At 68.5% G+C, this 16,116-nt stretch carries 12 protein-coding genes; 8 read left to right on the top strand and 4 right to left on the bottom strand.

Annotated elements, in window-relative coordinates:
• Positions 1-729 carry a topoisomerase DNA-binding C4 zinc finger domain-containing protein gene (locus MXB53_RS03935; RefSeq protein WP_248895901.1) on the bottom strand — a complete coding sequence of 243 codons (729 nt, stop codon included), beginning with the start codon at positions 727-729 and terminating at the stop codon, positions 1-3.
• A 76-nt stretch (positions 730-805) separates the two neighbouring features.
• Between MXB53_RS03935 and MXB53_RS03930 the strand changes: the two genes are divergently transcribed.
• Complete coding sequence (locus tag MXB53_RS03930; RefSeq protein ID WP_248895900.1) at positions 806-1,135, top strand: hypothetical protein; 330 nt, start codon at positions 806-808, stop codon at positions 1,133-1,135.
• 63 nt (positions 1,136-1,198) lie between these two features.
• Here the strand turns inward: MXB53_RS03930 and MXB53_RS03925 are convergent, their stop codons facing one another.
• Together MXB53_RS03925 and MXB53_RS03920 are read right to left on the bottom strand one after the other, a co-directional pair.
• Positions 1,199-3,544, bottom strand: coding sequence for a DEAD/DEAH box helicase (locus MXB53_RS03925; RefSeq protein ID WP_248895899.1), 2,346 nt, complete (start codon positions 3,542-3,544; stop codon positions 1,199-1,201).
• A 207-nt stretch (positions 3,545-3,751) separates the two neighbouring features.
• Positions 3,752-5,197 (bottom strand): MATE family efflux transporter, encoded by a 1,446-nt coding sequence (locus tag MXB53_RS03920; protein WP_248895898.1) that lies wholly within the window; start codon positions 5,195-5,197, stop codon positions 3,752-3,754.
• A gap of 111 nt (positions 5,198-5,308) precedes the next feature.
• On the opposite strand from MXB53_RS03920, the gene lipA reads away from it, so the two are divergent.
• The 6 genes from lipA to glyA all read left to right on the top strand — a co-directional run bounded on the left by lipA (position 5,309) and on the right by glyA (position 13,336).
• Complete coding sequence (gene lipA / locus MXB53_RS03915; protein ID WP_248895897.1) at positions 5,309-6,238, top strand: lipoyl synthase; 930 nt, start codon at positions 5,309-5,311, stop codon at positions 6,236-6,238.
• A gap of 156 nt (positions 6,239-6,394) precedes the next feature.
• The gene (locus tag MXB53_RS03910; RefSeq protein ID WP_248895896.1) at positions 6,395-7,843 is read left to right on the top strand and encodes a dihydrolipoamide acetyltransferase family protein; all 1,449 of its coding nucleotides are present in this window, start codon (positions 6,395-6,397) and stop codon (positions 7,841-7,843) included.
• 106 nt (positions 7,844-7,949) lie between these two features.
• A complete protein-coding gene (gene ilvA / locus MXB53_RS03905) occupies positions 7,950-9,167 on the top strand; it encodes a threonine ammonia-lyase (RefSeq protein WP_248895895.1) in 1,218 nt (405 codons plus the stop codon).
• 57 nt (positions 9,168-9,224) lie between these two features.
• Entirely contained in the window at positions 9,225-10,553 is a 1,329-nt protein-coding gene (gene gcvPA / locus MXB53_RS03900; protein ID WP_248895894.1) for an aminomethyl-transferring glycine dehydrogenase subunit GcvPA, read from the top strand.
• Entirely contained in the window at positions 10,550-12,004 is a 1,455-nt protein-coding gene (gcvPB, locus tag MXB53_RS03895) for an aminomethyl-transferring glycine dehydrogenase subunit GcvPB (protein ID WP_248895893.1), read from the top strand. Before gcvPA ends, gcvPB begins: the two co-directional genes overlap by 4 nt.
• Positions 12,005-12,082: 78 nt before the next feature.
• Positions 12,083-13,336, top strand: a complete 1,254-nt coding sequence (glyA, locus tag MXB53_RS03890; RefSeq protein WP_345779694.1) for a serine hydroxymethyltransferase — start codon at positions 12,083-12,085, stop codon at positions 13,334-13,336.
• Positions 13,337-13,359: 23 nt separating this feature from the next.
• Here glyA and MXB53_RS03885 read toward each other — a convergent pair whose 3' ends face one another.
• A complete protein-coding gene (locus tag MXB53_RS03885; RefSeq protein ID WP_248895892.1) occupies positions 13,360-14,046 on the bottom strand; it encodes a hypothetical protein in 687 nt (228 codons plus the stop codon).
• Positions 14,047-14,529: 483 nt separating this feature from the next.
• Here MXB53_RS03885 and lpdA point away from each other — a divergent pair, with 483 nt between their 5' ends.
• Positions 14,530-15,954 (top strand): dihydrolipoyl dehydrogenase, encoded by a 1,425-nt coding sequence (gene lpdA / locus MXB53_RS03880; RefSeq protein ID WP_248895891.1) that lies wholly within the window; start codon positions 14,530-14,532, stop codon positions 15,952-15,954.
• Positions 15,955-16,116: the final 162 nt, after the last annotated feature.

Below are 16,116 nucleotides of genomic sequence, written 5' to 3'. Positions count from 1 at the left end.
TCATCCCGAGAATCGGTCACAAGTCCCGTCGAGGCACCGACGGCCTGCCGCGGTTTCGAAGACCGGCAGCCCACAGGGGCAGTCGTCGACGACGACACCCGCGGGGATGGTGAAGGCCGTCTCGCAGTCGGGATAGGCGTCACAGCCGGCGAGCAGCCGCCCGTTCCGGCGGATGATCCGCAGGTCGTCACCACAGTCCGGACAGGTCCAGGCGCGGTCGAACCGGTCGCGCACCGCGTCGTCGAGGGGCTCACATCCCCGGTCCAGACACACCTCGAAGACGGCGCCGCGTTCGACGCGCATGCGCGGGAGGCCACAGTCCGGACACCGCTCGTCGAGCACGGTCGCCCCGGCGACGAGCGGATATCGCGTCTCGGTCGCGAGGTCGACCACCGCACCGCCGGTGCGAACCAGCGTGCCGCCGGTGTCGGGATGCGTCCCGACGGGGACGCCAGCGGGAGTGACGGGGTACACCGACCGCCGGATCCGGTCGGCGGTCACCCGGAGCGTCCGGCCGTCGAGGCGAGCGACGAGGCCGAACCCGTCGCCATCGGTTTCGACGGTGACGGCGTCGGCGCGGGTGAACCACGCCACCGGTTGGTAGCCCTCGGCGTCGTGGACCAGCACGGTCCGGTCGGGCTTGACGAGGACGAGGACGCGGCCCCGGTGGGTCTGGTCGTCGGTTTCGACGGTACAGTCGCCGGCGAAGGCGCGAATGGCGTCAGCCATGGCCCGGATGGGCCGCGTCATCGGATGAAAAGCTCCGGGCGAACGCCTAAGGTGGCGACAGATGTCGTAGAAGGAAATGGCGCTCCCCGGGTTCGTCCGACTCGGTGCCCTCGCCGTCGTGTTGCAACTTGCCGTTGTCGGCGTCGTCTACGCCTATCTCCGGCACCGTCATCCGGTCGCAGACCCCTCCGTTCGGCGGCGGCGGACCCGTCTCGTGCTCGTCGGGTCAGGGCTCGCGGCACTCGGTCAACTCGCTGCCCTCGGCGCAGTCGGGATCCTCCGTCTCGCCCCAGTCCTCTCGCTGGACGCGGCGCTGGCGGTGCAAAACGTCGGGGTCCTTGCGGCTGCCCTCGGCTACATCGGCGTGATCGCGGGGTTCGTCGTCCACATCAGAGCGGCCGACTAACACGGAAGGTTCGCCCCACCACCCGAAAGTCGAGTTCGTCGGCGTCCGCCGAGAACTCGACGACTACGCCACCCGCACCACGCGCTCTGCCACCACCGGCCGAATCGGCAACTCCGGGAACGACACCTCCACCTCGAAGTCGAGTTCGTCGGCGTCCGCCCCAAACACCCCGATCGGCGCCGTCGTCTCGTCGGTGAGATACGCCGCCTTCTCGTGCATCTCGACGCCGTTGACGGTGACGCGGACGCCCACGCGGGCGCCACCACCCGCGTTGCGGACCCGCACCTCGCACATCTCGCTGTCGCCGGGGGCAACGGTATCGGGAAGGTCGTCCCACGACACCGAGATGTCGGGGAGGTCCGCGGCCGCCTCGACGACGCGTTCGGCGACGCCCTCGGCGAGGCCGGCGTTCGTGAGTTCGGCCGCGCCGGCGTCGACCAGATCGGCGGGGCGCGAGAGGCCGCCGGTGGCGAGCTTGCTGGCGCGGCCGGCACCCACGCCGTCGATGGCCGTCAGCGAGACGGCGTCGCGACTGACGCCGTGTTCGATGCGGGCTTCGAGGCGGCGCGAGAGGTTGGCCGCCCGCGGGCCGGAAAAGCGGTCGAGGAACTCCCGGAGCGCCGCGAGCAGGCGAAGCGCGTTCCGGCGGATGATCCATGCGTCGCTCCGCAGATCCGAGGGAATGGAGTCGCTGGTGCTCGCCTGCAGGATGGCGAGGACCTTCCGTCCGCCGTCGTCGAGGGCGGCCTCGCCGTCGGCGTCGCCGAGAACGGCGTCGACGGCATCGGCCTCGGACTGACGGGCAGAGACGGAGTCGAACTCGGCGGCGGCGGCGACCGTTTCCAAGATAGCGTCGACATCGATGCGGTCACGCTGAGCGAGGTCGTGAAACGCCGTTGCGGTCGAGAGTCGGAGGTAGTATTTCGACGCGAGGCGGCCGAGCGACGTCGCCTGGATGGCGAGGTCGTCGCCCATCTCGACGAAGCCGCGGTCGACGAGCGATTCCAGCGTCTCGCGAACCCGGTCGCGGAGGCCCTCGAAGTCGTAGGCCGCCGGTTCCGACGCCGCGCGGACGTAGTAGTACGTCGTCTCCAGCCACGAGAGTACGTCGTCCAGGTCGTCGACGGTCCCCATGGCGATTTCGGCGTTGAGATGGGCGTCGAGGTCGGCCGCGAGGTGGGACTCGATCTCGGTGCCCTCCCGCAGAAGGCGACGGTAGCGGTCGGCGTCGGAGCGGTCACAGACGATCCAGCCGTAGCCCACGTCGTCGTAGCCGGGGCGCCCGGCCCGGCCGAGCATCTGGAGGAGGTCAAGCGGGCTGATGTCCACCTCGCCCTCCAGCGGATCGTGGTACTTGGTGTCGCGGACGATGACACACCGCGCGGGGAGATTGACGCCCCAGGCCAGCGTCGACGTCGAAAAGAGGATGGAGATCTTCCCCTCGCGGAACCAGGTCTCGATGCGGTCGCGGTCGGCTTTCGAGAGACCGGCGTGGTGGAAGGCCACGCCGTCGAGGACAGCCTTTCGGAGGCGGTCGTCGCCGAGTTCCTTCGCTTCGGTGTGGAAGTCGTAGTCGCCGCGCGAACCGACGGGGACATCGCGTTCCGCGAGTTCGTCGCGGGTCTTGGCGGCGGCGCTGACGGCGTCCTGTCGGGAGGCGACGAAGACGAGCGCCTGGCCGTCCTCGCGGATGTGCGGTTCGGCGAGATCCAAGGCCCGGTAGAGCCGGCGATACTTGTCGGCGAAGGCGTTCTCGCCGTGGGTGTAGGTCTTCACGCCCGTCTGCAGGTCGACGGGTCGGTAGTCGTCGCCGAAGGCGAAGGTCGCCTCGGGCGGGGCGTCGAGCCACGCGGCCACGTCCTCGACGTTGGGCATTGTCGCCGAGAGCGCGACGAATCGGGGGTCACAGAGTCGGCGGAGCCGCGAGACGGTGACTTCGAGGACGCCACCGCGTCGCTCGGAGTCGAGCAGGTGGACCTCGTCGATGATGACACAGTCCACGTCGGTCACGAAGTCGTAGCGCCGGGAGTCGTGTTTACGGGTCGCGGAGTCGACCTTCTCGGGCGTCATCACGAGGACATCGGCGTGACGCGCGCGGCGCGGATTCAGGTCGCGTTCGCCGGTGACGACGTACACCGAGTAGCCCATCTCCTCGAAGCGCTCCCACTCGCTTTCCTTCTCGTTGGTCAGCGCGCGCATGGGGGCGATGAAGAGCGCTGTGCCACCCTCGCGGAGCGTCTTACAGATGGCGAGTTCGGCCAGCGCGGTCTTCCCGCTCGCCGTCGGTGCCGAGGCGACGACGTTGTGATCGGTCTCGACGATGACCGGGAGGGCCTCCCGCTGCATCGCGTTGAACTCCTCGAAGTCGAACGCGTCGGCGAACTCGGGGATCGCGTCGGCGACCTTCACGCGGTCGGCACCTCCCGTCTCGGAATCGGAGCGCGGCGCGTGCCGTGGCGGGTGGAGCCGTGAGTCATGTACCGAGTCGCGGGGCCGTGACGGCAAAGGCGTTTCCGTCGTGGCGCGCGCCACCTCATACGGTGTATTGTAAGTCAGTACCAGTGGGTCGCCGACCCGTCTTGGGGACCCACCGGAAGACAGTTACAATACACCGTATCAGTCGGACGGGTCGGTGCCGCCGCTTGCCGAGTCGTCGACCGCCGCGTCGGCGAACAGGCCGCCCCGAACGGCGCGGGCGTAGTAGGCAGCGACGCCGACGGCGGCGGCAACGTTCGATCCCGTGACCGCCCAGAAGACGGCGGGCATCCCCAGGTCGAAGCCGGGTGCGAGGGTGACACCGAAGATGGCCACTGCGGCCGTCGCGGGCAGCGCGAGGGCGGCGACCGGGAGGCGCACCCCCCAGTATTTCACCAGGTCGGCGATGAAACTCGTCCGGGTCCGACTCGCGCCGTTGAACCCCGCGAGCAGGAGGTCGACCGCACCGATGGCGGGGTAGCCGTAGGCCAGGATGCGGAGGTAGTCGACGGTGAGCGCGAAGCCGTCGCCGGAGAGGTCTGGCACGAAGATCCGGGCGACGGGACCGGGAACGACCCACTGGACGGCGCCGAGGGCGGCGAGCGCCGCGACGGCGATGGCGACGCCGACGCGGGTGGTCCGCCCGGCGCGGTCCGGTCGGCCGGCGCCGACGTTCTGGCCGACCATGCTCTGGGCGGCCTGCCCGAGCCCCTGGGAGGGCAGTACGGCTACGCTCGCCACCCGCGCGCCGACGGTGTAGGCGGCGAGGCCCGCCGCCCCGCCGGTGATGGCGACGATACCGACCAGCAGGACGCGGACGCTTTGGCTCACCACCTGTCGGCCCGTGATCGGCGCGCCGACCGAGAGCAGGGCGCGGAAGTCGTCGACCGAGAGCGAGAGGTGTCGGCGCGCGAGGGTCATGCGCGGGCCGAGCGCGAGCGCGAGAGCCAGCAGGAGGCCGGCGGCGTAGCCGGCGACCGTCGCCAGCGCCGCACCGCGAACCCCCATCGCGGTGATCGGTCCGACACCGAAGATGAGAATCGGGTCGAGGACGACGTTGACGGCGACGGTGGCGACGTTGATCCAGAGCGAGGCCCGCGAGTCCCCCTGCCCGACGAAGCCGGCTTCGAGCGCGTCGCTGGCTGCCGCGAGCGGGAGACCGAGCGCGACGACCCCGAGATAGAGCGCCGCGGCGGGCGCCACGTCGGGGCCGGCACCGACGAGGGTGACGATGGGACGGGCAACGAGGAAGACGCCGACACCGAGGGCCGCACCGAGCACGAGCGCGAGGGCGAGCCCATGGACGACCGTCCGGGTGGCGCCGTCGCCGTCGTCGGCGCCGACGCGCTGGGAGACGAGGATCTGCGTGCCGACGAAGGGCGTCACCAGCAGGGCAAAGAGGACGCCCATGACGGGTATCGTGAGGCCGACGGCGGCGACGGCCGTCTCGCCGAGACGCCCCAGCCAGAAGGTGTCGATCACCTGCTGGGCGACGCGGACGACGTTCTGGGCGACGAGGGGCAGGGCGAGACCGACCAGCGTCCGGGGGATCGATCCGTCGACGATGTCCGCCCGCCTGTCGGCCATACCGGCGTGGGTTCACGAACGACGACCATAGACGTGTCGGTCGCGGCGACGGTTCGATGATCGAACAGATCTGCCCCACACGTTTTTGCCCGCTAGGCCGAAGGATGGGGTATGGCACGCAGGCGCAAGCCCGACTGGCTGAAGATCCAGCCACCGTCGGGCCAGCGGTTCGCGGAGATCAAGGAGACGCTCCGGGACCGCGACCTCCACACCGTGTGCGAGGAGGCGAACTGTCCCAACATGGGCGAGTGCTGGAGCGGCCGCAACGGCCCCGGGACGGCCACGTTCATGCTGATGGGCGACCGCTGTTCCCGCGGCTGTAACTTCTGTGACGTGGAGACGGGCGGGATGGACGCACTCGACCCCGAGGAGCCGGCGAAGGTGGCCGACGCCGTCGCGGAAATCGGCCTGGACTACGTCGTCCTGACGAGCGTCGACCGCGACGACCTGCCCGACCAGGGCGCGGGCCACTTCGCCCGGACCATCGAGGCGATCAAAGCACGGGATCCGGGGATTCTGGTGGAGGTGCTCATCCCCGACTTCCAGGGCGATCCGGCGCTCGTCGACCGCATCGTCGACGCCGGTCCCGACGTCCTCGCGCACAACGTCGAGACCGTCGAGCGCCTGCAGTGGCCGGTGCGTGACCGCCGGGCCGGCTACGAGCAGTCGCTCTCGGTGCTCGAACGCGCCAGCGACACGGCGGACGTGTACACCAAAACGAGCCTCATGCTCGGGGTGGGCGAGTACGACCACGAACGCTACCGGACGCTGTCGGACTGCCGCGAGGCCGGCGTCGACGTGGTGACGCTCGGCCAGTATCTCCAGCCCTCACGTTCACATCTCGACGTGTACGAATACGTCCATCCCGACGCCTTCGAGACGTGGCGCCGGGTCGCGGAGGAGGAACTCGGCTTCCTCTACTGTGCCAGCGGGCCGATGGTCCGGTCGTCGTACCGGGCGGGCGAACTGTTCGTCGACGCGGTGCTCCGGGAGGGCCGGAGCGTCGACGAGGCGCGCCGCGAGGCACACGCCGCGACGTGATGCGGACACCGAACCGACCGCACGACCACCACGACGAACCCTCGACATGAGCACGAACACACGGGCGACGAACCCACCGCAGGAACAGCCGACCGACCCCGATTCACGGAGCGACATCGACGCGACGCACGTCGACGGCGCGGAGGGGGCGACACCATGACCGTCGAAACCGTCGTCCTGCCGGACTTAGGCGAGGGCGTCGTCGAGGCGGAACTGCTCCAGTGGCTGGTCGACCCGGGCGACGACGTGACCGAAGACCAGCCACTCGCCGAGGTCGAGACCGACAAGGCCGTGATCGAAGTCCCGGCACCGATGGCGGGGACGGTCCAAGAGCGCCACGCCGAAGCCGGCAACATGGTGCCCGTCGGGACGCCGCTCGTCGCGCTCGACGTGGGGGATGAGGGCGACGAGGCAGACGGAACTAGCGACGAACCGGAGGAGACACCGGCGACCGAGGCGGCCGAACGACCGATCGAGGGCGGCGAACCGAGCGGCAGTGCGTCGGTCGCGACGGCGGCCGAACGCTCCCGCGCGTTCGCCCCGCCGCGAACCCGCCGCCTGGCGCGCGAACTCGGCGTCGACCCCAGTCGCGTGGCGGGCACCGGCGAACGGGACCGCGTCACCGACGCGGACGTACGACGGGCGAGCGAGAAGTCGCCGCAGGATCGCCGGCCGACGCCGCGGGCGCTCTCGGCGACGGCGACGCCCGTTCTGCGAGAACGGGACGAGCGCGCGGAGCCGACCCATCGGGAGTCGGCGACGACCGTCGACCGCGCGTCGGCGGCCGCCGCCGACGTGACCGGGAACGGCGCACCGACGACAGAGGAGGAGACGGTGAGCGGAGGGGCGGAGACGGCAGAACCCGAGAGTGAAGTGCCGGAGACGGCACAGGAGAGCGGGATCGCGCCCGGCGATCGGCTCCCCGTCGAAGACGTACCGGCCGCCGGCGGTCGGTCGGGTGCGTCTGCGTCCGCATCCGCGTTCGCAGTGCCGCACACCACCCACGCGGACGAGGTGGACGTGACCACGCTGGTGGATGTCAGAGCGGACCTCGAACCGTACGCCGAGGTCGAGGGGATCGACCTCACCGAACTCCCCTTCGTGCTGCGCGCGGTGACGCTGGCGCTACGGGAGTTCCCGCGACTCAACGCCTCGATAGACGAGTCTCAGGGGGAGATCGTCTGTCACGACACGTACGACCTCGGCGTGGCGACGGCGACGGATGCGGGGCTGTCGCTACCGGTCATCGACGCCGTCGACGGACGGGGATTGCTGGATCTCGCGTCGGAGACGGCGACGAAACTGTCGCGGGCCCGCGAGGGGCACGTCGCCGACGAGGAGTCGCCGGACTGCACATTCACCGTCACGGACATCGGCGCCGTGGCCGGAACGTACGCCACGCCACCCGTCGTCCGTCCGACGGTAGCGACGCTCGCGCTGGGGCGAATCGAGTCCCGTCCGCGTGTCGTCGACGGTGAGGTGGTCGCCCGCCAGACGCTCCCGCTGTCGCTGTCGGTGGATCCGCGCGTCGTCGACGGCGCCGTCGCCGCGCGGTTTCTCGACCGGGTGGCGAGACTGCTCGCGACGCCCACCCGCCTCCTGTAGTCGCAGTCAGTGCGAACAGTTCCGGACGCGACGACGGTCGAGTGACGGCGCGGGAACGTTGCGGTAAGCAGGTGATTTAACCCGCCGCTTCGCGAGAGGATAGGTCATGACAGTTACCCTCGCGGATATCGAGGCGGCGCGCGAACGGTTCGACGACCCGGACATCGTCCGGCAGACGCCCATCGAGACGAACCGGTCGCTCAGCAAGATGTCGGGCGGCGACGTCCACCTGAAGATGGAGCATCTCCAGCGGACGGGGTCGTTCAAGACGCGAGGGGCGTACAACAAGCTGAAACAGGAGGCCGAGGCGGGCAGCGACAAACACGTCGTCGCCGCGAGCGCGGGCAACCACGCCCAGGGCGTCGCGCTGGCGGCGACGACGGTCGGACTGGAGTCGACCATCGTCATGCCGGAGAACGCGCCGCAGGCGAAAGTCGACGCGACGCGGAGCTACGGCGCGTCGGTCGAACTCCACGGGTCGACGTTCGGCGAGGCGATGTCGTACGCCCAGGCGAAAGCCGAGGAGCCCGGGATGCTGTTCGTCCACGCGTACGACGACCCCGACATCGTGGCGGGTCAGGGGACGCTCGGCCTGGAGATCCACGAACAGGTGCCGGACGTCGACACCGTCATCGTCCCCATCGGCGGCGGGGGACTGATCGGCGGCATCAGCACGGCACTGAAATCACTCGACGACTCCATCCGCGTCATCGGCGTCCAGGCCGAGATGGCGTCGACCGTGCCGGACAGCCTCCAGAAGGGCATCCCGGTCGACGAGGAGTCGCCGAAGACCATCGCCGACGGCATCGCCACGGGGAGCATCTCGTCGCTGACGCTGGGGCTGATCGAGGACCACGTCGACGAAGTGGTGACGGTGAGCGACGACCAGATCGCGCGGAGCATCCTCGTGGTGCTGGAACGCGCGAAGCAACTGGTCGAGGGGGCGGGCGCGGCCTCCATCGCCGCCCTGCTTAGCGACGCGGTCGACGTCGAGGACGAGACCGTCGTCCCGCTGCTCTGCGGCGGGAACATCGACATGTCGATGCTCCAGACGGTGTTGACCCACGCCCTGACCGACCGGAGCCAGCTGCTCCGCCTGCGCATCCGCATCCGTGACGAACCGGGCGAGATGGGCCGGATTTCGGGCATCATCGGCGACGAGGGCGCGAACATCCGGACGGTGCGCCACGACCGAGCCGTCGGCGACCTCCACGTCGGCGACGCGTACCTGGTCTTCCAGGTGGTCACGAGCGGCGAGGGCCACGCGAAAAACGTCATCGAGGCCATCGAAGACGTGGGCTACGAGGTCGAGCGCGTCAACTGACGGCGACGCCGGCCGCGGCGTCGAATATATACGTCGAGCGACCGGAGGGCGACTAGTATGCCGTACGCGACTCACACCGGCGCGGAACGGTCGGCGATGCTCGACGCCGTCGGGGTAACGGATCCCGACGAACTGTTCGACATTCCCGAATCGGTCCGATTCGACGGCGACTACGGGATCGAGTCCCACTCGGAACGGGCAGCGCGGGCGGCGGTCGAGGGCATCCTCGACGGCTCGCCCGACCTGACCGAGTTCCTCGGCGGCGGCCACTACGACCACTACGTCCCCTCGGTGGTCGATCATCTCTCCTCGCGCTCGGAGTTTCTCACGAGTTACACGCAGTACCAACCGGAGATCACGCAGGGCTTCCTCCAGGCACTGTTCGAGTTCCAGTCGCTCGTTCGCGAGTTGACGGGGCTGGACGTCGCCAACTGCTCGATGTACGACCGGTCGACCGCGCTGGGCGAGGCGGCACTGCTCGCCGACCGAGTGCGGGCGACCGACGGCGATACGGTGCTGGTGCCCGAGAGCCTGCCCGAGCGCGTGCGGTCGGTGCTCGACAACTACACCGACGGTCCGGACATCGGCGTCGACACCTACCCGACGACGGGTGGCACGGCGGACGTGGACGGCCTCGCGGAACGCATCGGCGACGACACGCTGTTCGTCTACGCCGCGACGCCGAACGCGCGGGGTCTCCTCGAACCCGACCTCGACGCCATCGGCGACCTGGCCGACGACAACGACGCCCTGTTCTGTGTCGGCTCGGACGCCGTCGCGCTGGCGCTGCTCGAACCGCCTGCCGCCGTCGGTGCCGACGTGGTGGTCGGCGACGCAAGCGTGCTCGGCCTGCCGACGACGTACGGCATGGGCCTGGGCCTGTTCGCGTGTCGCGAGGAGTTCCTGCGACAGGTGCCGGGACGTCTCGTCGGCGCGGGCGAAGACGGCGCGGGCAACCGGGCGTACACCCTGACACTGCAGACGCGCGAGCAACACATTCGCCGGGAGCGAGCGACGTCGAACATCTGCACGAATCAGGCGTGGCTGGCGCTTCGGGCAGCCATCCACGCGGCGTGGCTCGGCCCGCAGGGCCTGGTCGACCTGGCCGAGGAGTGCGTGACGGGCATCAGGGAGGCCTGCGAACGCATCGGCGAACTCGACGGCTTCACCGCGCCCGTCTACGACGGCCACCACTTCCGCGAGGCGCTCGTGGACTGTGACGCGCCGGCGGCGGACGTGGTGGATCACTGCCGACACGCCGGCCTCGCCCTCCGGACCGTCGCGGACGCGGGCGAGAACCGCCTGGCCGTCTGCGTGACCGACACCAACCGCGACCAGGTGGACGACCTGGTCGACGCGCTCGCGGGCTACGGAGGTAGCGTATGAGCCAAGAGCAGCGGGAGGCCAGCGAGGAATCGGCCGAGAGCGCCCCGCACGAACAGGCACGGTGGTACGCCGGCGGCAAGTACGAACCGCTGCTGATCGAGAAGGATTCGACGAGCGTCGACGTGGAGTCGTCGCTGCCGGACGACCTGACGCGCGACGAACTCGAACTACCCGCGCTGGCGGAACCGGAGGTGGCGCGCCACTACACCCGCCTCTCGCAGATGAACTACGGCATCGACTCCGGTCCCATCCCGCTGGGGTCGTGCACGATGAAGTACAACCCGAAGTTCACGGAGGACGTGGCGGCCCACCGCGGCAACCGGATCCATCCGCTCCGGAGCGACGACGACAAACAGGGCATCCTCGGCCTGTTGTACGAGCTACAGGAGACGCTGGCAGCCATCGGCGGGATGGACGCGGTGACGCTCCAACCGCCCGCCGGCGCCGCCGGCGAGTTCACCGGCATCCAGGTGGCGAAGGCGTATCACGAGGCAAACGACGAGGGAGAGCGAAACGAGGTCATCGTCCCGGAATCGGCCCACGGGACCAACTTCGCGAGCGCCGCGATGGCGGGCTACGACGTGGTCGAACTGCCGTCGAACGACGAGGGCCGGGTGGAAGTCGAGGCGCTGCGGGCGGCCGTGGGCGACGAGACGGCGCTGCTGATGCTCACCAACCCCAACACTCTGGGCCTGTTCGAGCGGTCGATCGAGGACATCGCCGAAATCGTCCACGGCGCCGGCGGCCTGCTCTACTACGACGGCGCGAACCTCAACTCCCTGCTCGGCAAGGCCCGGCCGGGCGATATGGGATTCGACATCATGCATTTCAACCTGCACAAGACGTTCGCGACGCCCCACGGGGGTGGCGGGCCGGGACAGGGTCCCATCGGCGTCGGCGCTGACCTCGCACCCTTCCTGCCGACGCCGCAGGTCCGCGAAGTCGACGGCGACTACGAGACGTACGAACCCGCACGCAGCATCGGCCGCGTCCACGAGTTCATGGGCAACTGGCTGGTGCTGGTGAAAGCCTACGCTTACATCCTGCGCCACGGCGACGAGGGGCTGGAGCGCATCAGCGAGCGAGCGGTGTTGAACGCCAACTATCTCGCCTCACAGATCGACTACGAGGTGCCGTACGGCCCCTTCCACCACGAGTTCGTCGCGAGCGCGGACGCGGATGCGGCCGACGTAGCGAAGGGGATGCTCGATCACGGCGTCCATCCGCCGACGACGAAGTGGCCCGAAATCGTCGACGAGGCGCTGATGACGGAGCCGACGGAGACGGAGTCGAAGGCGCGACTCGACGACCTCGCGGCGGCGTTCAACGCCGTCGCCGAGATGGATCCCGAGGAACTGGCCGAGACGCCGGCCCAGACGACCGCGCGACGCATCGATCAGGCGGCGGCGGCCCGCACCCCCCGCCTCTCCTGGCACGCGCTCGACGAGTAGGGGGCAAGCCGTCACGAATCGCGGGAAAGTTTGTGACGGACCCTGCTACTTATCTGGGTGTTCGTCCTGCACTGTACCGTGACAACGAGCCATTCGCACCTGCAGGAGACCGATCCAGCGGTCGCCGAGGCTATCGCGGGCGAGGAGCGCCGACAGGAGAACAACCTGGAGATGATCGCGTCGGAGAATCACGTCTCCGAGGCGGTACTGGAGGCCCAGGGCAGCGTCATGACGAACAAGTACGCCGAGGGGTATCCGGGCGAGCGCTACTACGGCGGCTGTGAGCATATGGACACCGTCGAGAACCTCGCCATCGACCGGGCGAAACAGCTCTACGGCGCCGAACACGTCAACGTCCAGCCCCACAGCGGGACGCAGGCCAACATGGGCGTCTACTTCTCCGTCCTGGAGCCGGGCGACCGCATCCTCTCGCTCGACCTGAACCACGGCGGCCACCTGAGCCACGGCCACCACGTCAACTTCTCCGGCCAGCTCTACGACGTCGAGCAGTACGGCGTCGACCCCGACACGGGCTACATCGACTACGACGCCGTCGCCGCCCAGGCCGTCGAGTTCGACCCCGACATGATCGTCAGCGGGTCCTCGGCGTACCCCCGCGAGTTCGACTTCGAGCGTCTCTCGGAGATCGCCGACGAGGTGGGCGCCTACCACCTCGCGGACATCGCCCACGTCACCGGCCTGGTCGCCGCGGGCGTCCACGTCAACCCGGTCGGCGACGCCGACTTCGTGACGGGGAGTACGCACAAGACCATCCGCGCCGGGCGCGGCGGCATGATCATGACGACCGACGAGCACGCCGAAGCGGTGGATAAGGCCATCTTCCCCGGCGGCCAGGGCGGTCCCCTGATGCACAACATCGCGGGGAAAGCGGTGGGCTTCGGCGAGGCGCTCGAACCCGAGTTCGTCGACTACGCCGAGCAGGTGGTCGCGAACGCCAAGACGCTCGCCGACGTGTTCACCGACGCGGGCATGGCGCCCGTCTCCGGCGGCACCGACAAACACCTCCTCCTGCTCGACCTGCGCGAGTCCCATCCGGACCTCACGGGCGAGGAAGCCGAGGACGCCCTCGACGATGTGGGCATCACCGTCAACAAGAACACGGTGCCCGGCGAGACGCGCTCGCCGTTCGTCACCAGTGGCATCCGCGTCGGCACGCCGGCGCTCACCACGCGCGGCTTCGATGACGACGACATGGCGACGGTCGGCGAACTCATCGTCGAGCGCCTGAACAACCCCGACGACCCCGACGTGGCAGCGTCAGTGCAGGACGAAGTCGACCACCTCTGTGCGAAGAACCCGGTCTACGAGTAAGCTCCCCTTCTGGCGTTTCGCCGTCACAGAGTCGTCTGCACGGAGAGTTGCACGATCTGTGGGAGAATGACGCTGATGAGAATCTGCGTCCACATCGTGAACGTCGTCGGATACGTGCTGGTCGACCGAACGAAATCCAGCCGTTGTTGCACCTCGTCAAACTTCTCTCGGTCGCTGATTTTCGCCGAGCCGATGTCGTAGGGGTCGTCGACGGTGTCGTGAAGTTCTGCCTCGATCTCCTGGATTTTCGCCTCCTTCTCGCGCGCCATGAGCTGGTGTACTTTGTAGATAGAATAGGAGAGCGTCGCCAGCCCGACGAGCCACAGGAGCGTGAAAAACACGGCGGCGACAGTTCCTGGCTCCGAGACGACCACGAACTCATAGGGCACCAGAATCGGGCCGTAGATCCACGTGAGATACAGCAGCAGGCCCGTCGTATAGAGATAGTAAGATCGCTTGAGGAGTGCGCCGAACGGTCGGAAGCCGCCCATCTGTCGCGGGTCGAAGAAGTGAACCCCGAGGTCCGAGTTCGCCAACCGTCTCGGGAGCAGGAGATGTATCGAGAGATAGATTAGCACGGCTTCGACGGCGACGGAGATATAGAGCGGCCCGATAACAAACGTGGTGATGACCGTCCAGATGACGCCTCTGACTCGAAAGAGCGATTCGAGGCCAACGACGAAGACGACGTGGCCGTAGACGGCGGCCAAACAGACGAGATAGACAGCGACGGTGGTTTTGAACGATATCGGGCGGGCAGGGAATTCGCTGTCGTTTCGCTGCGTTCCGTGAGATGGCGGACGCTCCCGCGCAGCCCGTCGCGCATATATCGAATCCCGACGACAGCGAGGACGAGTCCGACGGGAATCAGCACCGAAAATGGGTTTTGCAGGAACCAGAGCGGTGACCCGGTGAGCAGCTGTCGAAGGGTGTTTCCAATCCCGAAATCGACGAAGAGGACGAGCCCGAGAAGGAGATACGGTGGGTACAGGCGCTCTCCGGGGAGCCGTCGGGAAAGAGACTCAACTCCGAGCCACTTGGCAAGCCATTCGACGAGAAGTGGGTCCGTCCCCTCGACTGTTTCCGACACAGAACCTAGGGGCGACGCGGATGGTTTCAAACTGCTGCCGCTAGAAGTATCCCCCCAATCCTGCCAGTTTTTATAACCAGGGGCCACCCGACGTGTACCAACGATGGTCGTCGGAGACGCCACCACCGAAACCGAAGTACTGGTCATCGGCGCGGGACCGGGCGGCTACGTCGCCGCCATCCGCGCCGCCCAGCGCGACCTCGACGTCACGCTGGTCGAACGCGACGCCTACGGCGGCGTCTGTCTCAACAGCGGCTGTATACCCTCGAAGGCGTACGTCACCGCGGCGGACGTCGCCCACGACGCTGCGACGGCCGAATCGATGGGCATCTACGCGGATCCCGCCGTCGACCTTGCCGGGATGTGCGAGTGGAAAGACGGCGTAGTCGACCGACTCACCGGCGGCGTGGAGAAACTCTGCAAGGCCAACGGGGTGACGCTTCTGGCGGGAACGGCGCGCTTCGTCGACGAGGAGACGGTGCGGGTGGACCGCGAAGGCGACGAAAGCGAGACAGAGAGGGTGAAATTCGAGCACTGCGTCGTCTCCACGGGGAGCCGGCCGATCGAACTCCCGAACTTCTCGTTTGCCGACGACCCAGTACTGGATTCGGCGGCCCTGCTCGACCTGCAGACGGTGCCCGACCGACTCGTCGTCGTCGGCGCGGGCTACATCGGGATGGAACTCTCGACGGTGTTCGCCAAACTCGGGAGCGACGTGACGGTGGTAGAGATGCTCGACAGCGCCCTTCCGGGCTACGCAGACGACGTGACGCGCGTAGTGCGCAAGCGCGCCGAATCGCTGGGCGTCGACTTCCAGTTCGGCGAGGGGGCGAGCGGGTGGCGCGACAGCGCCGACGGCGGCATCGTCGTCCGAACGGAGACGGAAGACGGCGAGGAGTCGACCTACGGCGCCGACCGCGTGCTCGTCGCGGTGGGACGAACGCCGGTGACCGACACCCTGGAACCGGAAAACGCCGGTCTCGAACCGAACGACGAGGGCTTCTTCGACACGGACGACCAGTGCGAGACCGACGTGGACGGGATCTACGCCGTCGGCGACGTGGCGGGCGATCCGATGTTGGCCCACGCGGCCTCGACGGAAGGGATCGTCGCCGCCGAAGCGATCGCGGGCGAACCGGCCGCCCTCGACGCGCGGGCGATTCCGGCGGCGGTGTTCACCGATCCCGAGATCGCGACGGTCGGGCTAACGGAAGCCGAGGCCGCAGCGGACGGGTACGACCCCGTCGTCGGCGAGATGCCGTTCAACGCAAGCGGCCGGGCGCTGACGGCGGGCGAGTCGGCGGGGTTCGTCCGCGTCGTCGCCAGCGCGGACGGCTTCCTGCTCGGGGCACAGATCGTCGGTCCGGAGGCCTCGGAACTCATCGCGGAACCCACCCTCGCCATCGAGATGGGGGCGACCCTGGAGGACGTGGCGGCGACGGTCCACACCCATCCGACGCTCGCGGAGGCGGTGATGGAGGCCGCCGAAAACGCACGCGGCCAGGCGATTCACACACTGAACCGGTAGCGCGACGCCGCGGTCGTTGTGTTGGTGTCGATATCACGCTCGTTTCCCGTCAAAAGGTGCACGGATCGGAGCGACGCCAGTCGAATCGAACACGTTCGGCGGCCGATCCGTCGACAAGGCTTCGCCGAACAGCAAAGTCTAATGGGGTGGCCACGCAACAAT

The organism is Haloplanus sp. XH21, assembly GCF_023276355.1.
Lineage (GTDB): Archaea > Halobacteriota > Halobacteria > Halobacteriales > Haloferacaceae > Haloplanus > Haloplanus halobius.
This window is presented reverse-complemented; position numbering and strand designations above follow the sequence as displayed.